Origin of the sequence: Enterobacter sp. 296B2 (assembly GCF_034106185.1) — a bacterium.
Classification (GTDB): domain Bacteria; phylum Pseudomonadota; class Gammaproteobacteria; order Enterobacterales; family Enterobacteriaceae; genus Enterobacter; species Enterobacter cloacae_N.
In genome coordinates this window covers 164547-187364 of sequence record NZ_JAWNCA010000001.1, presented here as the reverse complement: position 1 = coordinate 187364, position 22818 = coordinate 164547, and the positions used below count along the sequence as shown (strand labels likewise).

Here is a 22818-nt window from a genome sequence, read left to right as displayed (position 1 = left end):
GATGAATAGCTGCCTCTATCACGGCGTACTACGCCACCGCCGCCTTCAGCCGAAAACCCACGAATTCAGCTACGGCGTCTTTATGGCCTGGCTGGATCTTGATGAGCTGCCGCTGCTGGCCTCCGTCGGCGTGCGGCGCAACCGCTTTGCCGCCGCCTCGTTCCACGACGCGGACTATCCGCTCGGCTCGCCGCTTAAAGACAACGTGCTCAACAGGCTGGAGAGCCTGACCGGAGAACGTCCGGACGGGCGGGTCATGCTTCTGACGCAGCTGCGCTACTTCGGGTTCCATTTCAATCCGGTCAACTTTTACTACTGCTATGACGGTAAGGGAACGCTTCGCTGGGTGCTCGCCGAGGTGCGCAACACGCCGTGGAACGAGCGGCACTACTACGCGGTAGACGGGCAAAACGCCCAGCCCACGGCAAAAGCGTTTCACGTTTCCCCCTTCAACCCGATGGACATGATCTACCACTGGCGCTTCAACAACCCGGACAACACGCTGCATATGCACATTGAAAATCATCAGGAGGCGAAGGTCTTTGACGCCACCCTGGCGCTGCGCCGGGAACCTCTGACCCGCCCGACGTTGCGCTCGCTGCTGCTGCGTATCCCGCTGATGACCCTGAAAACCGTTTTCGCCATTTACTGGCAGGCGCTGAGGCTGTGGCTCAAGCGCGTGCCGCTGTATAACCATCCCGTCAGCAGGAGTGAACGCTCATGACCGATCCCGTTTTTGCGCTAGAACCCGATTTCCCGCGCAACGCTCGCATTGCGCGCTGGCTGCTGTTTCGTCTGTTAAGCGGCATTCGCGGCGGCTCGCTCACCCTGCGTGAAGGGGCGCAGACCTTCCATTTTGGCGAGACATCCTCCGCGCTGCACGCGGACGTGCAGATCCTCACGCCCGGCGTCTACTGGCGCGTCTTAACGGGCGGGAGCCTTGCTGCGGCAGAAGCATGGATGGACGGCGAATGGGAAACCGCGCAGCTTACGCCGCTTCTGCAAATCCTGGCCCTCAACGGCGAGGTGCTTGGTCGTCTGGAGAAAGGGTTCCGGCTGCTCGGCAGGCCGCTGGAGCGTCTGCGCCACTGGACGCGGCGTAACTCTCGCGCTCAGGCCCGCGAAAATATTGCCGCCCATTACGACCTGGGCAACACCTTCTATGCCCATTTTCTGGATAAGGAGCTGCTTTACTCCAGCGCGCTGTTTAACTCTGACGAGCAGGATCTGACGGCGGCTCAGCAGGCCAAAATGGCGCGCCTGTGCGACCAGCTGGCGCTAAGTCCGGGTGACCACCTGCTGGAAATTGGCACCGGCTGGGGGGCGATGGCGGAGTACGCCGCTCGTCATTATGGCTGTCGGGTAACGACCACCACGCTGTCGCAGGAGCAATATATCTGGGCGACCGAGCGGATCGCCCGCGCCGGGTTGCAGAATCGCGTTGAGGTACTGCTCTGCGACTATCGCGACCTCACCGGACAGTACGACAAGCTGGTCTCGATAGAGATGATTGAGGCCGTGGGGCAACGCTATCTGCCGACGTTCTTCCGTACCTGCCAGGCGCGCCTGCGCCCCGGAGGACGGATGGCAATTCAGGCCATCACTATTCAGGACCAGCGCTATCGCGACTACAGCAAAAGCGTCGATTTTATCCAGCGCTACATTTTTCCCGGCGGCTTCCTGCCGAGCATTACCGCGATGAACGAGCTGATGACGCGCCACACCGATTTCGTGGTGCGCAATCTCTTCGACATGGGCCCCGACTACGCCCGCACGCTGGCCCACTGGCGGCAGCGCTTTGTCCACGCCTGGCAGGAGATAGAAAAGCTCGGCTTCGATGAACGGTTTCGCCGCATGTGGCTGTACTACTTCGGCTACTGCGAAGCCGGGTTTAACGCTCGCACCATCAGCGTGGTGCAGCTGACCGCCGAGCGCGTATGAGACGTTACCTTCAGGTCTTTCTGCTGGCCGTGGCGTTCGATGTCTACTGGGCGCTGGTGGTGCTTTTTCGCGAACAGGGCCTGATTATCTGGCTCGGGCTGGCGGTCCTGGCGTGTATGTTATTGCCGTCAGCTTACCGTCTATACGCCATTGGGCTGGCCGCGGCGGGCAGCCTGCTGGATGCGCTCTGGGCGTTGACGGGGCTGATTGCCTTCACGGGCGACTCCCTGATGCCGCTCTGGATGGTGGCATTGTGGCTGATGTTCGCCACCGTCTGGACGCAGCTAACGCGCACCACCACGTTACCCGGCTGGCTGCTGACCCTGCTGGCCGCCGTGGGGGGGCCTGTGGCCTACCTGTTTGGCGAGCGGCTGGGCGCCATCACGTTTCTGGAGCCGACCTTTATCGTCGTCAGCTGGATGGTGCCGGGCTGGCTGGTGTTGATGCTGTTTTTCCACCTGCTGATGGGGAGACAAAAATGAGAGCTGCGATTCTGCTGCTTTGGCTGATGCTGGTTGTTCCCGGGGCCCAGGCCGCCGACTGGCTGGCCTGGCGTAAGGTGGGCGACGCCACGCTGACCTGGGGGCCGTTCACCGTTTATACCTCCCAGCTGCGTACTCCGGACGGGCGTTACGGTCGGGAGAACCAGGATCAGGCGCTGATTATTACCTATGCGCGCGATATCGATCGCGATGAGCTGGTCGAGGCGACCCGCGATCAGTGGCAGGCGCAGGGGATCCTGAAACGGGAACCCCGGAGTGAAGCCTGGTTACAGATGCTCCGCTCGCTGTGGCCGGATGTCCGGCCAGGCGCACAGCTGGCGTTTGTGCTCGACGACGGGCAAGGGCAGTTCTGGTATCGCGCGTCAGCGGCGCAAACATCCTTTATTCCGCTCGGGCCGCGACAGTCAGAAGCGTTCAGCACCCGTTTTCTGGCCATCTGGCTCGATCCCCGCACGCAATATCCTGAGCTGCGTCAGCAGTTAATCGGAGGCCAAAAATGAAACGAATCCTGAGGCTGGCGCTGGCATTCACGATGCTGCTGGCCGGCTGTAGCACCGACGTGTCCGAGTATCGCCAGCAGCAGCCGCGGCTTGATATTTTTAACTACTTTCAGGGCAAAACCGAAGCGTGGGGCATGGTGCAGGATCGCAGCGGCAAGCAGATACGTCGCTTTCACGTTGAGATTGCCGGGGACGTTATTGGCGATACGCTGACGCTGAACGAGCAGTTCGTTTACGACGATGGCGAGAAGCAGCAGCGGGTCTGGCATATTCGCCGCGTGGGGAACGACCGCTACGAGGGAACGGCAGGGGATATTGAAGGGGTTGCCACGGGGCAGGCCGCAGGCAACGCCTTTAACTGGCATTACAGCATGAACGTGAAGGCCAACGGCAAAACCTGGCTGCTGAACTTTGACGACTGGATGTACCTGCAGGATGAAACGCATCTGTTTAATAAAACCGAGATGAAGAAATTTGGCGTCACCGTCGCCACGGTGACGCTGTTCTTCACCCGGAAGACGTAAGCTTAGTCGCGAACATTGCCGGTTTTGCTGCTGGAGTAAATGAAGTACAGGGCAATCCCCAGGCAAACCACCGCGCCCAGACGGCTCGGTGAAAACGGAATAGCGGGATTGTTCAGCCAGCCAAAGTTATCAATCAGCATGCTCATGGCGAGCTGGCCGAAGATCACCGCGACCGTGGCGACGGCGGTGCCGATGCGCTGAACGGCGAGCACCATGATTACGATATAGGGCACGCCAAACATCGCCCCGAGGAGCTGCCATTTCGGCACGTCCAGCAGGCTGACGGCCTGCTTAGGTTCAAAGAAGAAAATCAGCAGGGCGGTGACCAGCGCGCCGACGGAAAACGTCAGAAACGCGCTTTTGAAAACGCCCACGCTACTGCCGAGCTGCCCGTTAATCGCCGCCTGGACGCTCAGTGTGGCGCCGCCGCAGACGGCCAGAAGAATCATTATCAGCGTCATAGCATTACCCCTGCGCGACCAGAACCAGTGCCGCAATGATGAATCCCAGGGCGATAAACCGTTTGGCATCGATCTTGCGCGCCTGCGTGCCGAGCAGACCAAAGTGATCAATGATCAGGCTTTTAAAAATCTGGCCCGCCAGAATACCGATCATAGTCAGGGCGATGCCGATGGCGGGCGTGGCGATAGTCAGAATGACAACGTAAACAGGACCCAGAACGCCGCCGAGCAGCTGCCAGCCGGGCTGGGCGAAAAACGACGGGCTGCTGCGCGGGCTGAAAAACAGCATCAGCAGAAACGTCAGCGCGGCGCCGACGCCAAAAATACTGAACGTCGCCCATAAATCGCCCACTTCTCCCCCTAATGGCCCCAGCAGCCCAGCCTCGACGGAAAGGCCCATCCCGCCGGCAATTACCAGTAAAATCATAACAAACTGCATTAAGCTTCCTCCGTTTTCAGGCGAAGAAGATTACGTCGGTAGACCCGTGAGAAAAATGCCATAATGCAGGAAACACCTTTGCAGGAAATGCATTAATGCCAGATGCCGGAAGCATGAACCTTCGATCGCTGCTGCTGTTTATTGCCGTCTATGAAACGCAAAACTTTTCCGTCGTTGCTCGGCGGGAGGGGATTTCTGCATCGCAGGTGTCGCGCATTGTTCATCAGCTTGAGGACGCGCTCGGCCAGCAGCTCTTCTATCGCAATACCCGGGCGGTGATCCCCACGGAAAGCGGGCATCTGTTTATCCGCTATGCCCGGGCGATGGTTGATAACTTCGAAGAGGCGCGGCGGGAGCTGGATGAGCGTTCGACCGAACCTTCCGGCACGGTCCGCATTAACGGGCCGGTATTTTTTGGACAGAGGCACGTTGCACCCGGCCTGGCAGGCCTGGCCGAGCGTTATCCACGGTTAACCATAGAGCTGACGCTGACTGATGACTTTATCGACCCGCACCGGGATGCCGCCGATCTCATCTTCCGCATCGGCACGCTGACGGATTCAACGTTCCACGCCCGTGTTTTCGGGCAGCAGCGCTACCACCTTGCCGCGTCGCCCGCGTACCTGCGTCAACACGGCGTACCGGTCGATCCGGCCGAGCTGAGCCAGCATAAATGCCTGGTCTATCGCGGTTCGTCCGGGCCTAACCGCTGGCTGGTGCGGCGCAAGGGGGAGAATTGGGTGCACTATCCTGTCGCGCCGCTGATGACGTCCAATAGTGCGGAGTCGCTGCTCGTTGCCGCGCTGGGTGGGATGGGGATCGTCCTGTTTCCGGACTGGCTGATTGGCGACAGGCTGCAGCGGGGGGAGCTGGTCGCCCTTATGCCGGAAATGGCCTGCGCCATCAACACGGAGCAACTGAATATTGCGGCGATTTACCCTAACGCACGTCATCCGCCCCTGAACGTCAGGGCGGTGATTGATTATTACGTAGCGTTTTTCGGCTCGCCGCTCTACTGGCAAGCGTAAGGCAATTACGCGCCGAGCTCCTTGCGGATGATCTCTGCGCCGGCGCTGAGTGCTTTCAGCTTGCCGTTAGCCACCTGACGTGAAAGCGGAGCCATGCCGCAGTTGGTTGACGGGTAAAGCTTGTCCGCATCGACGAACTGCAGCGCTTTACGCAGCGTATCGGCCACTTCCTCCGGCGTTTCAACGGCGTTGGTTGCTACGTCAATCGCGCCGACCATCACTTTCTTACCACGGATCAGCTCCAGCAGATCCATCGGTACGCGGGAGTTGTGGCACTCCAGGGAGATGATGTCGATGTTAGAGGTCTGCAGCTTAGGGAAGGCCTCTTCGTACTGGCGCCACTCGGATCCGAGCGTCTTTTTCCAGTCGGTATTGGCCTTGATGCCATAGCCGTAGCAGATGTGAACCGCGGTTTCGCACTTCAGCCCTTCGATTGCGCGCTCCAGCGCGGCGATGCCCCAGTCGTTGACCTCGTCAAAAAAGACGTTAAATGCCGGTTCATCAAACTGGATAATATCCACGCCTGCGGCCTCTAACTCACGCGCTTCCTGATTGAGGATTTTGGCGAATTCCCAGGCCAGCTTTTCGCGGCTTTTATAGTGCGCGTCGTAAAGGGTGTCGATCATGGTCATCGGCCCGGGCAGGGCCCATTTGATCGGCTTATCGGTAAGCTGGCGCAGGTACTTCGCATCGTCCACGAATACCGGCTTCTGGCGCGCAACGGCAGAAACCACGGTCGGCACGCTGGCGTCATAGCGGTTACGAATGCGCACCGTCTGGCGGTTCTCAAAATCGACGCCGCTCAGGTGTTCAATAAAGGTGGTGACGAAGTGCTGGCGGGTCTGTTCCCCGTCGCTGACAATATCGATTCCCGCACGGATCTGCTCATCCAGAGACAGGCGCAGCGCATCCTGTTTACCCGCCAGCAGTTCCTGATCCTGCAACTTCCACGGAGACCAGAGCGTTTCAGGTTGCGCAAGCCAGGTCGGCTTAGGCAGGCTGCCAGCTGTAGACGTCGGGAGCAATGTTTTCATAATAAAAGACCTTTTTTGATAAATTAAAGCGTGTAGTTATCAGACCACTGCTCAAGAATGTGTTTATAAGGCTTAATGAAATATTCTTCGGTAAATCGACCCTGTTCAATCGCCAGGCGGCTTCGCTCTTCGCGGTCATAAACAATTTTGGTTAATGAATGGTCCTGTTGGTTCAGATCCGGGCGATAAAACAGTCCCGCCGCCGAGTTCGCGTTATAAATTTCCGGGCGATAGATTTTCTGGAACGTCTCCATCGTGCTGATGGTGGCAATCAGTTCCAGATCGGTGTAATCACTCAGTAAATCTCCGGTAAAGAAGAACGCGAAAGGCGCCACGCTATTCTCCGGCATGAAGTAGCGCACCTTCAGGCCCATTTTGGCGAAGTACAGTTCAGTTAGCGACTCGCCATCGGGCTGATACTCAATGCCCAGCACAGGATGCTGGTTGCCGGTGCGGCGGTAGGTGTCTTTGCTGGAAACGCTCAGGCAGATTACCGGGCCCTTTTTGAAGTTCTCTTTATATTCCGGGGAATTTATAAAATGGCGGAAAATATTGCCGTGCAGTTCGCCAAATTTTTCCGGAATGCTAAAGTGCTGCTGGTTCTTATTGTGTTCCAGCAGTCGCACGCTGAAATCATAATCCCGCACGTAAGAAGAGAAATTATTCCCGACAATGCCAGGGATGCGCTGGTTATTTTTCTTGTCGACAATATATGTTTGTAATACCTCAATGGCCGGGAACGGCTTTTCCGCGCCAATGTTCAGGTCAACTGAGATAATTTCAAGCTCAACCGCGTAGCGATCGGCATTAGGGTTATCCCAGTGCGCCAGGGCGTTAAAGCGGTTGTTGATCATCACCAGCGTATTGCGCAGGTTTTCCTGACGTTTTTCCCCGCGTGCCAGGTTGGCAAAGTTGGTGGTCGTACGCGTATTTTCAGACGGGTTGTAATTCTCATCGAAGCAACTGCGCTTAAGGGTATATGTGAAAGCTTTGCTCATTGTGGTTATGCATCCTAAGTTCATGTTGCTAAGAAGTTACCGATGCATAATTTATGCCTGAGCCCGCGGCGCAGGGGAAGTGACTTAATTTCAATGCAACATGAGCGAAGTTCATGATGTTGATCACAAATTCCCACGACTCTCGTGCAGCGCTAGTTTTTTTGCGAAACAGACGGCTTCTTGCCTGCCGATGTAGGGGCCATAGTTATCAATTACACGGTAGCCATTTCGCTCATAAAATTTCACCGCACGTGCATTAACGTGTCGGGTTTCTAGCCAGATTTCGCTATAGCCTGGACGTAGCGCCGACGCTTCAAGAAAAGCCAGTAAAGCCTTTCCAATCCCCGGCTCGCTCCTGACGGAATACATGCGTTTCAGCTCCGCAACCTGTCCGGAGAGGGGGCGCAAAGCCGCACATCCAACGGCTTTATCTTTTTCATTCCTGGCGACAACCCACAGGGCGCGTTCGGCCATCATCGAGTCGACGTTAAAATGACGCCTGCCGCCATCCCCGGTGATATTCGCCAGTTCTGATGACAATTTTTCAATCAGACGCAGGGATTCAGAAGTGTGCAGGTCGGCTTTTTTAATCGTTATCATTGGAGGATTCCATTGAGCTTTATTTTGCAGACGTCAAATTATCAGACGGTTAAGTTGAGTCGTCCTATGTTTTACTTATGTTTCGGCACGCGCTTAATGACGCTATAATCCCCAAAATTTCCAACCGGTTTAGAAACGATCATGACAAAACTCACCTTACAAGAGCAGATGCTGAAAGCGGGCCTGGTCAGCAGCAAAAAAGCGGCGAAAGTGCAGCGCACGGCAAAGAAATCACGCGTTCAGGCGCGTGAGGCTCGGGAAGCGGTAGAAGAGAACAAGAAGGCGCAGATCGAGCGTGACAAGCTGCTGAGCGAGCAGCAGAAGCAGGCCGTGCTCGCGAAAGAGTTTAAAGCGCAGGTGAAGCAACTGATCGAGATGAACCGCATCACCGTGGCGAAAGGCAACATCACCTTTAACTTCACCGACGGTACTCTCATCAAAAAAATCGAGGTCGACAAGCAGACGCAAACCCAGCTGATCAACGGTCGTCTGGCGATTGCCCGTCTGGTGACTAACGCCAGCGGCGACTGCGAATACGCGATTATTCCGGCGGTAGTGGCCGATAAAATCGCCCAGCGCGATGCCGACAGCATCGTGTTAAACAGCGCGCTCAGCCAGGAAGAACAGGACGAAGACGATCCGTACGCGGACTTCAAAATCCCTGACGATTTGATGTGGTAAACCTCATTCAGAACGGGGCGGCATGACGGGCGTTAACCGGCTCTCCGCTCACGGGATGAATAAAATTCAGAACGCTTGCATGCAGCATCAGCCGGGGCGTTCCCTCAGCCCCCGGCGCGTCAAGACCGCCATACAGATCGCAGCCCAGAATCGGGTGCCCCAGCCGCTGGCAGTGGATGCGCAGCTGGTGGGTTCGCCCGGTTTCCGGCGTGAGTTCAACCCGCGTTAACGGCACTCCCGTTCCCTGATAAAACCGTTCCACCACCCGATAGCGGGAGCGGGAGGGTTTACCGTTGATGGCGCAGATCGACATCAGCGGGAACAGCGCCGGGTCTTTGGCAATCGGCGCGTCTATTACACCTTCGTCATTTTCCAGATGCCCGCAAAGCAGGGCGCTGTAGACTTTCTCCACGCTGCGCTGGCTGAACTGCTGGCACAGCGCCGCGTTGATGGCCTTATTGCGCGCAACCACCATCAGCCCGGACGTGCCGAAATCCAGACGGTGTACCAGCGTGCAGCCGGGGAACATCTGGACCAGACGATAATGGACAGAATCAAGATTTTGCGGGTTTTTGCCCGAGAGGCTGAGCAGGCCGGAAGGCTTATCGATCAGCAGCAGATGTTCATCCTGCCAGAGGATATTGATGTCGTCGTGACACGGTGGGGCTATAAAAGAATCGATAATCGCAGACATCAGGCCGCCCGGCTGGAGAGTGGGAGCGGATGATAACGAAATGCGGGGAAAAAGAAAAACCCTCCCACCGGGCGGTGAGAGGGCAAAATCTTAAGCTGCTACCAGGCTGTCGATGGCGGCTTTCGCATCGGTCTGCGCTTTGGTCGCCACTTCCGGACCGTAAGCGATACCTTCAGCGAACACGAAGTTCACGTCGGTGATGCCGATGAAGCCCAGGAACAGGCTCAGGTACGGCGCAACCAGGTCGGTTGGGGTATCTTTATGGATGCCGCCACGGCTGGTCAGGACGATCGCACGTTTACCTTTCACCAGACCTTCAGGGCCGTTCTCGGTGTAGCGGAAGGTTACGCCAGCGCGCGCCACCAGGTCGAAGTAGTTCTTCAGCTGGGTAGGGATGTTGAAGTTGTACATTGGGGCGTTGATAACGATAACGTCGTGCGCCTGCAGCTCAGCAATCAGCTCGTCGGACAGGGCCAGCGCTTCCTGCTGACGTGGAGACAGCGGTGCATCGCTTGGGCGCAGCGCGCCAACCAGCTCGCCGTCCAGCACAGGAATTGGGTTTGCAGCCAGATCACGCACGGTGATTTGATCTGCGGAATGCTGTTCACGCCACTGTTCAACGAAGTAATCAGACAGCTGACCAGACTGAGAGTACCCTGCCAGAATGCTGGATTTCAAAACTAATACTTTGCTCATGGGTGATTCCTGTTTTTGCATTTGATTGAAGGGGGTTGCCCCGTTGCTTGTTGACACTCTATTCACAATCCTGTCGCAGGGATAGCGCAATATATCGAAGCCTATGTTCGAATTTTTTGAATAAGGCGCTGAAAGCGTCGATGTGGTACTCTATAGCAATCATTAAAAAGAGATTTTACCCGGCAGAGCACTGCCCATTAATGCTATGACAGAACAACAAAAAATCACCTTCCCGATGCTCCTGCAACAGCTTGATTCCCTGATGCTGCGCGATAAACAGCGGTTTTCACGCCGGCTGCACGGCGTGAAGAAGGTTAAAAATCCTGATGCACAACAGGCCATTTACCAGGAGATGGCTAAAGAGATTGAACAGGCGGCAGGGAAGGTTGTGCTGCGCGAAGCCGCACGTCCGGCGATTACCTACCCGGAAAACCTCCCCGTCAGCCAGAAAAAACAGGACATCCTTGAGGCCGTACGCGACCACCAGGTGGTGATTGTCGCGGGTGAAACCGGTTCGGGAAAAACCACCCAGCTGCCGAAAATCTGTATGGAGCTTGGGCGAGGGCTAAAAGGGCTGATTGGCCACACCCAGCCGCGTCGTCTGGCGGCGCGTACCGTGGCGAACCGTATTGCCGAAGAGTTGCAGACGGAGCCGGGCGGCTGCATTGGTTATAAGGTGCGATTCAGCGACCACGTTAGTGATAACACCATGGTCAAGCTGATGACCGACGGTATTCTGCTGGCGGAAATCCAGCAGGATCGCCTGCTGATGCAGTACGACACCATCATCATTGACGAAGCGCACGAGCGCAGCCTGAACATCGACTTCCTGCTCGGCTACCTGAAAGAGCTGCTGCCGCGTCGCCCGGATCTCAAAATCATCATCACCTCCGCGACCATCGACCCGGAACGCTTCTCGAAGCATTTCAACAATGCGCCGATTATCGAGGTGTCAGGCCGCACATATCCGGTTGAAGTGCGCTATCGCCCGATTGTGGAAGAGGCGGATGATACCGAGCGCGACCAGCTGCAGGCCATCTTCGACGCCGTTGACGAGCTGGGCAACGAAAGCGCGGGCGACATTCTGATCTTCATGAGCGGCGAGCGCGAGATCCGCGATACCGCCGATGCGCTCAGCAAGCGCGACCTGCGCCACACGGAGATCCTGCCGCTTTACGCGCGTCTGTCAAACAGCGAGCAGAACCGCGTCTTCCAGCCGCACAGCGGACGCCGTATCGTTCTGGCGACCAACGTGGCGGAAACCTCGCTCACCGTGCCGGGGATTAAATACGTGATCGACCCGGGCACAGCGCGCATCAGCCGCTACAGTTACCGCACGAAGGTTCAGCGACTGCCGATTGAGCCGGTCTCTCAGGCTTCTGCTAACCAGCGTAAAGGCCGCTGCGGCCGCGTGTCGGAAGGGATCTGTATTCGTCTCTATTCCGAAGATGATTTCCTGTCACGCCCTGAATTTACCGACCCGGAAATTCTGCGCACCAACCTGGCGTCCGTTATCCTGCAGATGACCGCGCTGGGGCTGGGCGACATCGCGGCGTTCCCGTTCGTCGAAGCGCCGGACAAGCGCAACATTCAGGACGGCGTACGTCTGCTGGAAGAGCTTGGCGCCATTACCACCGACGAACAGGCGAGCATCTATAAGCTGACGCCGCTGGGCCGCCAGCTCAGCCAACTGCCGGTGGATCCGCGTCTGGCCCGTATGGTGCTGGAAGCGCAAAAGCACGGCTGCGTGCGCGAGGCGATGATCATTACCTCGGCGCTCTCCATCCAGGACCCGCGCGAGCGTCCGATGGACAAACAGCAGGCGTCTGACGAAAAGCATCGTCGCTTCCACGACAAAGAGTCCGACTTCCTCGCCTTCGTGAACCTGTGGAACTATCTCGGCGAGCAGCAGAAAGCGCTCTCCTCGAACCAGTTCCGCCGCCAGTGCCGCGTGGATTTCCTCAACTATCTGCGCGTGCGCGAGTGGCAGGATATCTACACCCAGTTGCGCCAGGTGGTGAAAGAGCTGGGCATTCCGGTTAATAGTGAGCCGGCGGAGTACCGCGAAATTCACATCGCGCTGCTGACCGGCCTGTTGTCGCATATCGGGATGAAAGATGCGGACAAGCAGGAGTACACCGGCGCGCGCAACGCTCGCTTCTCCATCTTCCCTGGCTCCGGCTTGTTCAAGAAACCGCCGAAGTGGACCATGGTTGCCGAGCTGGTAGAAACCAGCCGCCTGTGGGGGCGCATTGCCGCGCGTATCGATCCGGAATGGGTCGAACCGGTGGCGCAGCACCTGCTGAAACGCTCGTACAGTGAACCGCACTGGGAACGCGCGCAGGGCGCGGTAATGGCGACCGAGAAAGTGACCGTTTACGGCCTGCCGGTGGTCGCCGCGCGTAAGGTTAACTACAGCCAAATCGATCCGGCACTCAGCCGCGAGCTGTTTATCCGCCACGCGCTGGTGGAGGGGGACTGGCAGACGCGTCACGCCTTCTTCCGTGAAAACCTGAAGCTGCGTGCCGAGGTGGAGGAGCTTGAGCACAAGTCCCGCCGTCGCGATATTCTGGTGGACGATGAGGCGCTGTTTGAGTTTTACGACCAGCGCATCAGCCACGATGTTATCTCCGCCCGTCACTTCGACAGCTGGTGGAAAAAGGCCAGCAAAGAGACGCCGGACCTGCTCAACTTCGAAAAGAGCATGCTGATTAAAGAGGGGGCGGAGTCGGTCAGCAAGCTCGACTACCCGAACTTCTGGCATCAGGGAAACCTCAAGCTGCGGCTGACCTATCAGTTTGAACCGGGTGCCGACGCGGATGGCGTGACCGTTCATATTCCGCTGCCGCTGTTAAACCAGGTCGATGAGGGCGGCTTTGAGTGGCAAATCCCCGGCCTGCGCCGGGAGCTGGTGATTGCGCTGATCAAATCCCTGCCGAAACCGGTGCGCCGTAACTTTGTACCTGCGCCAAACTATGCGGAAGCGTTTTTGGGCCGCGTCACGCCGCTGGAGCTGCCGCTGCTGGACGCGCTGGAGCGCGAGTTCCGCCGCATGACCGGTACCACCATCGACCGCGAAGACTGGAACTGGGATCAGGTGCCCGATCACCTGAAAATCAGCTTCCGCGTAGTGGACGATAAAAACAAAAAGCTGCTGGAAGGGCGTTCGCTGAGCGAGCTGAAAGAGGCGCTGAAGGGGAAAGTTCAGGAGACGCTTTCTGCGGTGGCGGACGACGGTATCGAGCAAAGCGGGCTGCACATCTGGAGCTTTGGCCAGCTTCCGGAAAGCTACGAGCAGAAGCGCGGGAACTATAAGGTCAAGGCCTGGCCTGCGCTGGTGGACGAGCGCGACAGCGTGGCGATCAAACTCTTTGATAATCCGCAGGAACAGCAGCAGATGATGTGGCGCGGGCTGCGCCGCCTGCTGCTGCTGAACATCCCGTCGCCGATCAAGTATCTGCACGAGAAGCTGCCGAACAAGGCCAAGCTGGGGCTGTACTTTAACCCGTACGGCAAGGTGCTGGATCTGATTGACGACTGCATCTCCTGCGGCGTGGACAAGCTGATCCACGAGGCAGGCGGTCCGGTCTGGACGGAAGAGGGCTTTGCACAGCTTCATGAGAAGGTGCGCGCGGAGCTGAACGACACCGTGGTGGAGATTGCCAAACAGGTCGAGCAGATCCTCACTACTGTGTTCAATATCAACAAGCGCCTGAAGGGGCGCGTGGATATGACCATGGCGCTGGGGCTCTCGGACGTGAAGGCGCAGATGGCGGGGCTGGTGTACCGCGGCTTTGTCACCGGGAATGGCTTCGCACGCCTGGGCGACACCCTTCGTTATCTCCAGGCGATTGAAAAACGTCTGGAGAAAATGGCCATCGATCCGCACCGCGATCGCGCGCAGATGCTGAAGGTCGAAAGCGTGCAGCAGGCGTGGCAGCAGTGGCTAAACAAGCTGCCGCCGGCGCGCCGCGACGATGAAGACGTAAAGGCGATCCGCTGGATGATCGAGGAGCTGCGCGTCAGCTTCTTTGCCCAGCAGCTCGGTACGCCGTATCCGATTTCGGATAAGCGTATTCTGCAGGCGATGGAGCAGATTTCCGGTTAAACCCCGGTTTTCTCCCTCTCCCTGTAGGAGAGGGGCGGGGTGAGGGCATCAGGCCGCACAATTTTCACCCGTTCACAATTGCCAGCGTAAACCCATCCCAACCCTTAACCCCCACCGTTTGCAGCGCGGTGGCGGTTACGCGCGGGTTATCCCCAATCATCTCGATAAAACGCCGCACGCCCTGCACGCGCGCGTCGTCGCTTTCCCCGTTAATGACTTCGCCGTCGCGCACCACGTTATCGCCAATGATTATCGTGCCGGGACGGGAATAGTGCAGCGCCCACTCCAGATAGCCGGGATTGTTGGGCTTATCGGCATCGATAAAAATTAAATCGAACGGGGAAACGTCACCGAAATTCTCCAGCGAGTTCAGCGCCGGGCCTTCAATCAGTTCAATGCGATCGTTTAGCCCCGCGAGGTGAATATTCTGGCGGGCAACATTGGCATGCGTCGGGTCAGCCTCAAGCGTGATTAGCTTTCCATCCGGCGGCAGGGCGCGCGCCATCCAGATTGAGCTATAGGCACCCAGCGTACCGATCTCAAGAATGCGCCGCGCCTGCGTCATGCGTACGAACAGCGCCAGCAACTGCCCCTGATTGGCCGCTACGTCGTGTTCGGGTAGCCCGGCGCGTTTGTTGTTTTCCAGTACCTGATGAAGTACGTCATCGCCAGGGATAAGCGAAGAAATCATGTAATTATCTACTGCAGACCATTGTTGTTGCATAGATTGACTCCTTGGATTTTTCTCCCTCTCCCTGTGGGAGAGGGTCGGGGTGAGGGCATCAGCGCGCAAGGCGGTTCATGCGTTCTTCCAGCCGCCGCCCAGCGCCCTGTACAAATCGATCTGCGCCAGCAGCAGGTTATTTTTCACCTGCACCACGCTGGTCTGGACCGAGTACAGCGTGCGCTGCGCGTCCAGCACGTCCAGATAAGAGGAGTAGCCGTTGCGATAGCGATTCTGGGCAATGCGCAGCGTCTCCTGGGCCACGTCCTGCTGGGCAAGCAGCTCCGTCAGCTGTTCCTGATAGCGCGTAATGGCATCAAGGCTGTTGTTCACCTCGGCAAACGCGTTACGCACGGTTTTTTCATAGGCGTACAGCGCCTGGTTACGCTGGGACTGGGAAATATCCACCTGCGCATTCAGCGCCTGGCGGTTAAGGAGCGGGGCGAGAATGCTGCCGCCTGCGCTCCAGAGCTGAAGCGGGTTGTCCAGCAGGCCGGAAAGCGTACGATCCTGAATCGATCCGGTTGCGGTCAGGTTGATCGACGGCAGCAGGCTGGCGCGTGACGCGGCAAGCGAGGCGTCAGCCGCAACCAGCTGTCGCTCGGCCTGAACGATATCCGGCCTGCGATTCAGCAGCGTAGAAGGCAGCTGCGACGGCAGCGTGAGCGGCGTCAGCGCCGCAAAGCTTTCGCTGCGAGCCACCGCGCCGGGATTGCTTCCCAGCAGCAGGCTCAGGGCATTCTCCTGTTGCGCTATCTGATGCCGCAGCACGGGCACCTGCGCCCGCGTTGAGCGAAGCTCGGAATCCGACTGCATCAGCTCCAGGCGAGAGCTGTAGCCCGTCTCAAGCTGGCGTTTGGCGAGCTTAAACGCCTCCTCGCGCGATTTCAGCGTGGATTCGGTCACGCGCAGCTGTTCGTCAAGCGAGAGCAGGGTGACGTACCCGGAGGCAACGGACGACGCGACGGTGAGATCCGCGGCGGCAGCGGCGGCTTTTTGCGCTGCCAGCGAGGCTTCGGCGGCATTGGCTGTGCTGCGGTTGACGCCCCAAATATCAACGTCATAGCTCGCCGTCAGGCTGCCTCTGTACAGTGTGCCGTAGACCGGCAGCCCGGTCGCGGCGGATTGCGACCGGGCGCGCGTCCCCGTTACGCCCGCGTCAAGGGACGGAAACAGGCTGCCGTCGGCAGCAAAGACCCGCGCCTGATACTCGTTAATTCGTTCGCGGGCGATCAGCACGTCGCTGTTGTTCTTAAGCGCCTGATCCACGTAGCGGTTGAGGTTGTTGTCATGAAAATTACGCCACCAGAGCTGCTCCGTCGGGCTGGCAGGACCGGCGTCAGCACGCCACTGGGCAGGAATTTGCAGCGTCGGCTGCGCCGGTTTGACATCGACGGACTGGCATCCGGCCAGCATGACCGCCAGCACCAGACCGGCTATCGGGCGAAGAGTCATTGCTTCGCCTCCCGCGTATCAATCGTCACCTGTACCGACATACCCGGACGCAGCAGTTTGTACGCGTCTTCTTCACCCAGCACCTCAATACGCACCGGAATACGCTGGGCGATTTTGACAAAGTTGCCGGTAGCGTTGTCCGGCGTGATGGCGCTGAATTCAACCCCGGTCGCCGGGGAGATGCTCTCCACGCGGCCCTGATACGCCTTGTTGTTTAAGGCATCGACGGTGAATTTCACTGGCTGGCCGACGCGCAGCTCCGCCAGCTGGGTCTCTTTGATGTTGGCGATCACCCAGTGCTGAGGCGGCACCAGGGTAGTGAGGTGCGTTCCGGCGGTTACATACGCCCCGAGACGCACGGCAATCTGACCGAGCTGGCCGTCGCGCGGGGCGATAATGCGGGTGTTTTGCAGGTCAATCTGCGCCAGCTCCAGCGCCGCTTTGGCGTTTTCAACATCCGCCTCCAGCGCGCCGCGGTTCACAATCACCGTCTGCAGATCCTGACGCGACATCTCAAGCGTGGCTTTCGCCTGGTCGATGTCGGCGCTGCCCTGGGCGGCGCTGGCCAGCGCGGCATCACGTTCGCGAATGGAAAGCGATCCGTCTGCCGTCAGATCCTTCACGCGCTTTAGATCCGCCTGGGTTTTCAGGCTCTGGGCGCGGGCATTTTTCAGCGCGGCGTCATTTTTGGCGATGGTCGCTTCGGCGCTTTTACGCTGCTGCAGGTTGTTATTCAGGGCGGCAATTTTCATCGCCAGCTGTGCCTCGGCCTGATGGACGCGCTGACGATAGATCCGGTCGTCGATCTGCAACAGCAGGTCACCTTTTTTGACCTGCACAAAGTCCTGAACCTTCACCTCGGTGATATAGCCGTTAACCTGGGGGCTGATGAACGTCGTCTGGCCGCGCACGTAGGCGTTGTCGGTAAACTGCGCGTGGCGGGTAAACGGCGGCAGCTGCCATGCATAAAGGATCACCAGTACGCCGACAATACCGATGGCGGCAGCGGTAAAAACGGACACAATGCGCACATTTTTGCGGGTGTTGGCCTGCTCTTTGGCGGCATCCTGCTGACTCATAAATTCTCCAGAAATAATTCAATTATTTGTTGCCGGTGGCGTTCTTCAGCGCCATACGGGCAGTGATGCGCAGGCGCAGCAAGCGCCATAAAATCCAGACCAGCGTGGCGGCGGCAATGCTCGCCGTCAGAAGATAAGTATCGTTGTAAGCCAGAATGTTTGCCTCAAGGGTGGTCACCGTCTGTAGCTGAGTAATGGCCTGCGTTCCCAGCAGCGAGCTGTCGCCAATCAGGCTTTTATACATCTGGGTATATAGCTGTATCCGCTCGTTGACCAGCGGGTTGAGCGTGGTGAGCTGATCCGCCAGCAGGCTGGAGTGGTACTTCTCGCGCCAGGTCTGGAAGGTGCCGAGAATCGCCGACCCCAGCAGGCCGCCGAGGTTCTGGCTCATGCCGAACATGACCGAGAAGCTGACCAGGTTACGCGGGTCGGCGATCACCCCGCCAATGGCGGCCAGCATGGCGGGCGCCAGGAAAAAGGCGCTGCCGAAGCCAAGCAGAAACTGGCTTAGCATCAGCTGATCCGGCCGGGTCAGGTTGTTGGACTGGCTGTCCAGCAGCGAGGCGATAATCATCAGCGCCAGTGAGGTGACGATCGGCCACGCCAGCTTTGTAGGCTTGATGGTGAGACAGCTGGTGACGATCCCGCAGACGATCCCGGCGAAAATGGACCACGCCAGGTGGGTCATCTGCTCGTTCTGTAATCCCACGTACTGCAGCCAGCCGATGACGCCGGTGTTTTGCTCCGCCAGCACGATGCGGATCAGCAGCATAATGAGCCCCAGACGGACGATGCTGCCGCTCGACAGCCAGCGGGTGTTCAGGAGCGGGTTGCTGCGGTTATGTTCAAACACGATGGCGGAAACAATGAGCACCAGCGATAGCGCCAGCGACCAGCCGATCCACGGCGCCTCGAACCACCATTCAAGGCGGCCTAACGAGAGCACGGCGCAGAGCAGGGCCATACCAGGAGCCAGTAAAAAGAAGGTGATGAAGTCTTTCTTCTCAAAGACCTTGCGCCGATCCCCCGGCGGCAGCTTTAAGGCTATCACGCAGGCAAGGGAGATCAGCGCCAGCCCGAGCTCGAAGAAATAGAGCCCACGCCATTCGTCCAGCTGCAGCAGTTCGGTGGAAAAGAGACGCGCCAGCGGAATAGCGAGCGACGATCCGGTGATGCCGATGGTGAGCGCCTTCAGGCGGTGCTTCGCAGGCCAGGCTTGTATTTGATAATAAATCCCCAGCGAGCTGAGCGCCGCGGCCACCATCCCGTGCGCGGCGCGCACCATCAGCGCCGAGCTGAGATCGTTAACGAACAGGTGGAAAAAGGTGACCAGTACGTACAGCACCAGAAAACCTTCCGTAAAGGCGCGCAGGCCGTACTGCTGGCGGAATTTGACCAGCAGCAGGTTGATGGAGATGTTGGTCATCACATAGACCGCGGGTAGCCAGGCGATTTCGGTCGACCAGGCCCCGAAGGTTCCCTGCAGGTTTTGCAGGTTGGCGGTCACCACCGCATTTCCCAGCGCCCCCGTCAGACATACCAGCAGGCCAACGACGCCGTAGGCGATGCGTTTTGGCGTACTGTGCTCCGGGGTGGAAGGTGAACCCAGCAGGGCGGGTTTCTCATGTGGCTGCCACTCGCGAGGAGCATAAGGGTCGCGTTCGGGCAGGCGCATAACGTCATTACCTTAGAAATAATTGAATAATTAGCGGGCTGGCGATTCTACGTCTGCCGCAAATGATAATTCAAGTGAATATGATTTACGCATGTTAATCAAATGTAGAAGAAAAATTTAAGTAAAAAGAGCGGCCCGGAGGACGGGCCGGGAAAGGTCAGAGACGTTCGGGCTGCGCCTGGATGAGGGTTGCACGCTTAACGCGGCTGGCGCAGAAGATCGCGATTAAGGAGATGACCACCGTGACGGCAAGATACCAGGCCACCGGAACCCAGTCGCCGTCATATTTTGCCAGCAGACCGGTGGCAATCAGCGGGGCAGTACCGCCAGCCAGCGCGGCACCGAGCTGATAACCGAGCGTAATGCCGGTGTAGCGTACGTTTGCGCTAAAGATTTCAGAGCACAGCGTCCCGAGTACCGCCGTTACCGGTGCCCACAGCACGCCAAAAGCGATGACCGTTGCGAGCACGATGCCCCAGGTTGTACCGGTATTGAGCAACATAAACCACGGCACGATAAACAAACCGAGGATAAAGACGCTTGTGGCATACATACGCTGACGGCCAATTTTATCCGAGAGCAGCCCCATTAACGGAATCATTATCGTGGCCACCAGGGCTCCCAGCGTCACGGCCTCCAGCGCCTGCGATTTTTGATAGGTCAGCGTGCTGGTGGCGTAGCTCACCACAAACGTAGAGAAAATATAGAACGGCGCGGTTTCCACGACTTTGAGACCGGCGGCAATCAGCACTTCACGCCAGTGGTGCTTCAGCGTATCGCGCAGGGGAGCCTTAGCCACCTGACCGGACGCTTTGACTTTCTTAAAATCAGGCGTTTCATCGATATCTTTGCGGATCCACAGGCCAAGCAACACCAGAACCGAACTCAGCAGGAACGGGATGCGCCAGCCCCAGGAGAGGAAATCTTCCTCACTGAAAAGCGTCATCAGCGAAACAATAAAGGTCGCCATCAGCATGCCGATGGTCACGCCTGCCTGTGGAATGCTGCCGAAGAAGCCTTTACGTTTTTCGGGCGCGTATTCGTAGGCCAGCAACAGCGCGCCGCCCCATTCACCGCCTATGCCCATCCCCTGAATAATACGCATCAGGATCAGCAGTGCGGGCGCCCACAGGCCAATCATGTCATACGTTGGGAGCAGGCCGATCATGACGGTTGCACCTCCCATCAAAGAGAGGGTAAGTACAAGGGTTTTTTTACGGCCAATGCGGTCGCCGATATGGGCGAAAAGTACTCCGCCAATCGGACGGATAAAAAAGGTTAATGAGAAAGAGAGATACGAGAGAATGAGCCCGATCACCGGATCGACCATCGGGAAAAAGATCTTATTAAAGACCAGCGCGGCCGCCGTACCGTAGAGAAAATAGTCAAACCATTCAATGGCGCTCCCGGTAAGGCTGGCGATTAACACCTTCTTATTTTTTCGTAATACCGTCGTCGTACTTTCATGTTCTGTCATGACCTGAAACCCCGCCACGTTGATGATGTATGAGGTGTCACCTGGCGCGCTTCAGGTGCAACCCGTGATGATGAAAAAGGTTGTCAAATTGTTAAGCAACTTAGGGTCGGATGTTGTATTTGGCAAGCACAGGGGGGTGGAAACTGGTCAGATCACGGTGAAATAAGCAGCGTTGGGTGCTTTTCCATGACGTCTGTACAATACAATGTTTTGTAAGGCTGGAAATCAAAAGCATAATAGGCAGGTGCAACCTGATGATATTTGGATGTTTCTGGTTATTTCAGAAAAACGATAAATTCGGCGATTCAACAACATGAGGAGTTGACCATGGTTCAGCCCCATTTTCCCATTCTGGCGGATGCCACGCTGGCGGCCATCAATACTGTCGGCGCATGGCTGGCGCAGGACGACCTGAGCGAGACCCGTCAGCCCCCGGCGGTCGATGTGGTGATTCTGGCTGGCAACGCGGTGATCCCGACCATTGACGCGGCCTGCCGTGTTGCCTTTCAGAAAAACGTGCCGCTTCTGATCAGCGGCGGCATCGGCCATTCGACCACGTTTTTATATGAAGCGATCCGCAACCACCCGCGTTATCACACTCTATCGGTCGCGGGGCGGGCGGAAGCAAGCATTCTTGCCGACGTTGCGCGGGAGTTCTGGCAGATCCCCGATGAGCGCCTGTGGGTTGAAGATCGCTCCACTAACTGCGGTGAGAACGCGCGTTTTAGCTGGAACATGCTGAAGCAACGCCAGCGGACAAGCGGGCGGGTGCTGGTGGTGCAGGACCCGACGATGCAGCGCCGCACGATGGCAACCTTTGCCCGCGTGTGCCGCGATGAGCCCGCGCCACCGCAGTGGATAAGCCATCCCGGATTTACGCCGATGCTGCAAAACGGAAAAGAGGGCGTGGAATTTAGCGAGGACACCGCCGGGCTGTGGCCCGTTGACCGCTATCTTTCACTGGTTCTGGGTGAACTGCCGCGGCTGTATGATGACGTTAACGGCTATGGCCCGGCCGGGCGTGATTATATCGCTCACGTTGAGTTCCCAGAGGTCGTCACCGCCGCATGGAGACGGTTACAACAGGACCCGATCCTGAAGGGCGCACGTAAAATAATCTGAGCACGGAACAATCCCCTCGCCCCTTTGGGGAGAGGGTTAGGATGAGGGGTAGGGTTGGAAATTCACAGCGCCGCAAACTTATCCAGCGTGCGCACCAGCTGGGTCACAAAACCATATTCGTTGTCATACCAGGCCACGGCTTTCACCAGCTGCAGATCTCCCGCTTCTGACACTTCCGTCTGCGTGGCGTCGAAGACCGAACCATAGTGCGAGCCAATCACATCGGACGAGACAATCTCCTCATCCGTATACCCAAACGATTTATTCCCCTGGGTCGCCTTTTTCAGCGCGGCGTTGATCTCCTCGACCGTCACCTTTTTACCCAGAATCGCTACCAGCTCGGTAACGGAGCCGGTTTTCACCGGCACGCGCTGGGCGTGGCCTTTCAGTTTGCCGCTGAGCGCGGGGATCACCAGACCGATGGCTTTCGCCGCACCGGTGGTATGCGGAATAATATTTTCTGCCGCCGCCCGCGAGGCGCGGAGGTCTTTCCCGCGCGGCCCATCCACCAGCGCCTGGGTGCCGGTGTAGGCATGAATGGTGGTCATGGTGCCCACTTTAATTTCAAACGCGTCGTTCAGGGCTTTTGCCAGCGGAGCGAGGCAGTTGGTGGTGCAGGACGCGACGGAAATAATGGTATCGCTGGCGTCAATGGTGTCGTCATTCACGCTGTAGACGATGGTTTTCATCTCACCCGCAGGTGCCGAGATCAGCACTTTCTTCGCTCCGGCGTCCAGGTGCGCCCGCGATTTCTCTTCTGAGGTATAAAAGCCGGTGCACTCCACGACGATATCCACGCCCGCGGCTTTCCACGGAATGTGCTTTGCCTCTTTTTCGGCGTACACCGCGATGGTTTTACCGTCGACGATCAGCGCATCCTCGGTGAAGTCCACACTCCACGGGAAGCCACCGTAGTTGGAATCATGCCTGAGCAGGTAGGCCAGGACTTTCGGGGAGGTAAGGTCGTTGATGGCGACGACGGTATTGCTGTCCTGGGTTTCAAGAAGGCGGCGCAGCACAAGGCGTCCAATGCGTCCAAATCCGTTAATGCCAATTTTACTCATGATGTTCTCCTGTGA

General features: G+C 57.8%; 22 protein-coding genes. 9 read left to right on the top strand and 13 right to left on the bottom strand.

Features of this window, described 5'->3' with window-relative positions; all coding sequences use genetic code 11:
* Window position 1 precedes the first annotated feature (1 nt).
* Genes URZ40_RS00845 through URZ40_RS00825 form a run of 5 tightly spaced genes read left to right on the top strand, consistent with a single transcriptional unit; the run spans window position 2 to window position 3468 of the window.
* Window positions 2-724, top strand: a complete 723-nt coding sequence (locus URZ40_RS00845) for a DUF1365 domain-containing protein (RefSeq protein ID WP_320719586.1) — start codon at window positions 2-4, stop codon at window positions 722-724.
* Entirely contained in the window at window positions 721-1941 is a 1221-nt protein-coding gene (locus URZ40_RS00840) for a cyclopropane-fatty-acyl-phospholipid synthase family protein (RefSeq protein ID WP_320719585.1), read from the top strand. Before URZ40_RS00845 ends, URZ40_RS00840 begins: the two co-directional genes overlap by 4 nt.
* A complete protein-coding gene (locus URZ40_RS00835) occupies window positions 1938-2423 on the top strand; it encodes a DUF2878 domain-containing protein (RefSeq protein WP_166711038.1) in 486 nt (161 codons plus the stop codon). The genes URZ40_RS00840 and URZ40_RS00835 overlap by 4 nt, the downstream gene beginning before the upstream one ends.
* Window positions 2420-2944, top strand: a complete 525-nt coding sequence (locus tag URZ40_RS00830; protein WP_163329245.1) for a hypothetical protein — start codon at window positions 2420-2422, stop codon at window positions 2942-2944. The genes URZ40_RS00835 and URZ40_RS00830 overlap by 4 nt, the downstream gene beginning before the upstream one ends.
* Window positions 2941-3468: a DUF3833 domain-containing protein gene (locus URZ40_RS00825; RefSeq protein WP_316379086.1), complete on the top strand. Its 528-nt coding sequence runs from the start codon at window positions 2941-2943 to the stop codon at window positions 3466-3468. Before URZ40_RS00830 ends, URZ40_RS00825 begins: the two co-directional genes overlap by 4 nt.
* 2 nt (window positions 3469-3470) lie before the next feature.
* Here the strand turns inward: URZ40_RS00825 and URZ40_RS00820 are convergent, their stop codons facing one another.
* Together URZ40_RS00820 and URZ40_RS00815 are read right to left on the bottom strand one after the other, a co-directional pair.
* A complete protein-coding gene (locus tag URZ40_RS00820) occupies window positions 3471-3929 on the bottom strand; it encodes a DMT family transporter (RefSeq protein WP_316379087.1) in 459 nt (152 codons plus the stop codon).
* A gap of 4 nt (window positions 3930-3933) precedes the next feature.
* Complete coding sequence (locus URZ40_RS00815) at window positions 3934-4368, bottom strand: DMT family transporter (protein ID WP_316379088.1); 435 nt, start codon at window positions 4366-4368, stop codon at window positions 3934-3936.
* Between the two features lie 95 nt (window positions 4369-4463).
* Between URZ40_RS00815 and URZ40_RS00810 the strand changes: the two genes are divergently transcribed.
* A complete protein-coding gene (locus URZ40_RS00810; RefSeq protein WP_192982440.1) occupies window positions 4464-5396 on the top strand; it encodes a LysR family transcriptional regulator in 933 nt (310 codons plus the stop codon).
* Window positions 5397-5401: 5 nt separating this feature from the next.
* Here URZ40_RS00810 and URZ40_RS00805 read toward each other — a convergent pair whose 3' ends face one another.
* The 3 genes from URZ40_RS00805 to URZ40_RS00795 form a co-directional block, all read right to left on the bottom strand.
* Window positions 5402-6430, bottom strand: coding sequence for a methionine synthase (locus URZ40_RS00805; protein ID WP_023311627.1), 1029 nt, complete (start codon window positions 6428-6430; stop codon window positions 5402-5404).
* Window positions 6431-6453: 23 nt separating this feature from the next.
* Window positions 6454-7428, bottom strand: coding sequence for a DUF1852 domain-containing protein (locus URZ40_RS00800; RefSeq protein WP_233003533.1), 975 nt, complete (start codon window positions 7426-7428; stop codon window positions 6454-6456).
* Between the two features lie 123 nt (window positions 7429-7551).
* A complete protein-coding gene (locus URZ40_RS00795) occupies window positions 7552-8028 on the bottom strand; it encodes a GNAT family N-acetyltransferase (protein ID WP_320719584.1) in 477 nt (158 codons plus the stop codon).
* A 141-nt stretch (window positions 8029-8169) separates the two neighbouring features.
* Between URZ40_RS00795 and URZ40_RS00790 the strand changes: the two genes are divergently transcribed.
* Complete coding sequence (locus tag URZ40_RS00790) at window positions 8170-8709, top strand: DUF2058 domain-containing protein (RefSeq protein WP_302218534.1); 540 nt, start codon at window positions 8170-8172, stop codon at window positions 8707-8709.
* Between the two features lie 7 nt (window positions 8710-8716).
* On the opposite strand, the gene URZ40_RS00785 is transcribed toward URZ40_RS00790, so the two are convergent.
* Both URZ40_RS00785 and azoR read right to left on the bottom strand, forming a co-directional pair.
* The gene (locus URZ40_RS00785) at window positions 8717-9403 is read right to left on the bottom strand and encodes an RluA family pseudouridine synthase (protein ID WP_320719583.1); all 687 of its coding nucleotides are present in this window, start codon (window positions 9401-9403) and stop codon (window positions 8717-8719) included.
* A gap of 90 nt (window positions 9404-9493) precedes the next feature.
* Window positions 9494-10099: an FMN-dependent NADH-azoreductase gene (azoR, locus tag URZ40_RS00780; protein ID WP_116340063.1), complete on the bottom strand. Its 606-nt coding sequence runs from the start codon at window positions 10097-10099 to the stop codon at window positions 9494-9496.
* Window positions 10100-10304: 205 nt separating this feature from the next.
* Here azoR and hrpA point away from each other — a divergent pair, with 205 nt between their 5' ends.
* Window positions 10305-14207 (top strand): ATP-dependent RNA helicase HrpA, encoded by a 3903-nt coding sequence (gene hrpA, locus URZ40_RS00775; RefSeq protein WP_320719582.1) that lies wholly within the window; start codon window positions 10305-10307, stop codon window positions 14205-14207.
* Window positions 14208-14271: 64 nt separating this feature from the next.
* On the opposite strand, the gene URZ40_RS00770 is transcribed toward hrpA, so the two are convergent.
* The 5 genes from URZ40_RS00770 to URZ40_RS00750 all read right to left on the bottom strand — a co-directional run bounded on the left by URZ40_RS00770 (window position 14272) and on the right by URZ40_RS00750 (window position 20617).
* Window positions 14272-14931 carry an O-methyltransferase gene (locus tag URZ40_RS00770; protein WP_320719581.1) on the bottom strand — a complete coding sequence of 220 codons (660 nt, stop codon included), beginning with the start codon at window positions 14929-14931 and terminating at the stop codon, window positions 14272-14274.
* A 75-nt stretch (window positions 14932-15006) separates the two neighbouring features.
* Window positions 15007-16386 carry an efflux transporter outer membrane subunit gene (locus URZ40_RS00765; protein WP_163329267.1) on the bottom strand — a complete coding sequence of 460 codons (1380 nt, stop codon included), beginning with the start codon at window positions 16384-16386 and terminating at the stop codon, window positions 15007-15009.
* Window positions 16383-17465 (bottom strand): HlyD family secretion protein, encoded by a 1083-nt coding sequence (locus tag URZ40_RS00760; protein WP_116340055.1) that lies wholly within the window; start codon window positions 17463-17465, stop codon window positions 16383-16385. The genes URZ40_RS00765 and URZ40_RS00760 overlap by 4 nt, the downstream gene beginning before the upstream one ends.
* Before the next feature lie 22 nt (window positions 17466-17487).
* A complete protein-coding gene (locus URZ40_RS00755; protein WP_320719580.1) occupies window positions 17488-19140 on the bottom strand; it encodes an MFS transporter in 1653 nt (550 codons plus the stop codon).
* Window positions 19141-19297: 157 nt separating this feature from the next.
* The gene (locus tag URZ40_RS00750) at window positions 19298-20617 is read right to left on the bottom strand and encodes an MFS transporter (protein WP_116341129.1); all 1320 of its coding nucleotides are present in this window, start codon (window positions 20615-20617) and stop codon (window positions 19298-19300) included.
* Window positions 20618-20944: 327 nt separating this feature from the next.
* Between URZ40_RS00750 and URZ40_RS00745 the strand changes: the two genes are divergently transcribed.
* Complete coding sequence (locus tag URZ40_RS00745) at window positions 20945-21739, top strand: YdcF family protein (RefSeq protein ID WP_320719579.1); 795 nt, start codon at window positions 20945-20947, stop codon at window positions 21737-21739.
* A 62-nt stretch (window positions 21740-21801) separates the two neighbouring features.
* Here URZ40_RS00745 and gap read toward each other — a convergent pair whose 3' ends face one another.
* Complete coding sequence (gene gap, locus URZ40_RS00740; protein WP_116340049.1) at window positions 21802-22803, bottom strand: type I glyceraldehyde-3-phosphate dehydrogenase; 1002 nt, start codon at window positions 22801-22803, stop codon at window positions 21802-21804.
* Window positions 22804-22818: the final 15 nt, after the last annotated feature.

What these genes read in the sequence shown, in the direction of transcription:
- hrpA (WP_320719582.1), top strand. Translation starts at nt 10,305, where the DNA reads ATGACAGAACAACAAAAAATCACCTTCCCGATGCTCCTGCAACAGCTT.
- URZ40_RS00820 (WP_316379087.1), bottom strand. Translation starts at nt 3,929, where the DNA reads ATGACGCTGATAATGATTCTTCTGGCCGTCTGCGGCGGCGCCACACTG.
- URZ40_RS00745 (WP_320719579.1), top strand. Translation starts at nt 20,945, where the DNA reads ATGGTTCAGCCCCATTTTCCCATTCTGGCGGATGCCACGCTGGCGGCC.
- gap (WP_116340049.1), bottom strand. Translation starts at nt 22,803, where the DNA reads ATGAGTAAAATTGGCATTAACGGATTTGGACGCATTGGACGCCTTGTG.
- URZ40_RS00760 (WP_116340055.1), bottom strand. Translation starts at nt 17,465, where the DNA reads ATGAGTCAGCAGGATGCCGCCAAAGAGCAGGCCAACACCCGCAAAAAT.
- URZ40_RS00795 (WP_320719584.1), bottom strand. Translation starts at nt 8,028, where the DNA reads ATGATAACGATTAAAAAAGCCGACCTGCACACTTCTGAATCCCTGCGT.
- URZ40_RS00815 (WP_316379088.1), bottom strand. Translation starts at nt 4,368, where the DNA reads ATGCAGTTTGTTATGATTTTACTGGTAATTGCCGGCGGGATGGGCCTT.
- URZ40_RS00750 (WP_116341129.1), bottom strand. Translation starts at nt 20,617, where the DNA reads ATGACAGAACATGAAAGTACGACGACGGTATTACGAAAAAATAAGAAG.
- URZ40_RS00770 (WP_320719581.1), bottom strand. Translation starts at nt 14,931, where the DNA reads ATGCAACAACAATGGTCTGCAGTAGATAATTACATGATTTCTTCGCTT.
- azoR (WP_116340063.1), bottom strand. Translation starts at nt 10,099, where the DNA reads ATGAGCAAAGTATTAGTTTTGAAATCCAGCATTCTGGCAGGGTACTCT.
- URZ40_RS00765 (WP_163329267.1), bottom strand. Translation starts at nt 16,386, where the DNA reads ATGACTCTTCGCCCGATAGCCGGTCTGGTGCTGGCGGTCATGCTGGCC.
- URZ40_RS00825 (WP_316379086.1), top strand. Translation starts at nt 2,941, where the DNA reads ATGAAACGAATCCTGAGGCTGGCGCTGGCATTCACGATGCTGCTGGCC.
- URZ40_RS00800 (WP_233003533.1), bottom strand. Translation starts at nt 7,428, where the DNA reads ATGAGCAAAGCTTTCACATATACCCTTAAGCGCAGTTGCTTCGATGAG.
- URZ40_RS00835 (WP_166711038.1), top strand. Translation starts at nt 1,938, where the DNA reads ATGAGACGTTACCTTCAGGTCTTTCTGCTGGCCGTGGCGTTCGATGTC.
- URZ40_RS00830 (WP_163329245.1), top strand. Translation starts at nt 2,420, where the DNA reads ATGAGAGCTGCGATTCTGCTGCTTTGGCTGATGCTGGTTGTTCCCGGG.
- URZ40_RS00805 (WP_023311627.1), bottom strand. Translation starts at nt 6,430, where the DNA reads ATGAAAACATTGCTCCCGACGTCTACAGCTGGCAGCCTGCCTAAGCCG.
- URZ40_RS00845 (WP_320719586.1), top strand. Translation starts at nt 2, where the DNA reads ATGAATAGCTGCCTCTATCACGGCGTACTACGCCACCGCCGCCTTCAG.
- URZ40_RS00755 (WP_320719580.1), bottom strand. Translation starts at nt 19,140, where the DNA reads ATGCGCCTGCCCGAACGCGACCCTTATGCTCCTCGCGAGTGGCAGCCA.
- URZ40_RS00785 (WP_320719583.1), bottom strand. Translation starts at nt 9,403, where the DNA reads ATGTCTGCGATTATCGATTCTTTTATAGCCCCACCGTGTCACGACGAC.
- URZ40_RS00840 (WP_320719585.1), top strand. Translation starts at nt 721, where the DNA reads ATGACCGATCCCGTTTTTGCGCTAGAACCCGATTTCCCGCGCAACGCT.
- URZ40_RS00790 (WP_302218534.1), top strand. Translation starts at nt 8,170, where the DNA reads ATGACAAAACTCACCTTACAAGAGCAGATGCTGAAAGCGGGCCTGGTC.
- URZ40_RS00810 (WP_192982440.1), top strand. Translation starts at nt 4,464, where the DNA reads ATGCCAGATGCCGGAAGCATGAACCTTCGATCGCTGCTGCTGTTTATT.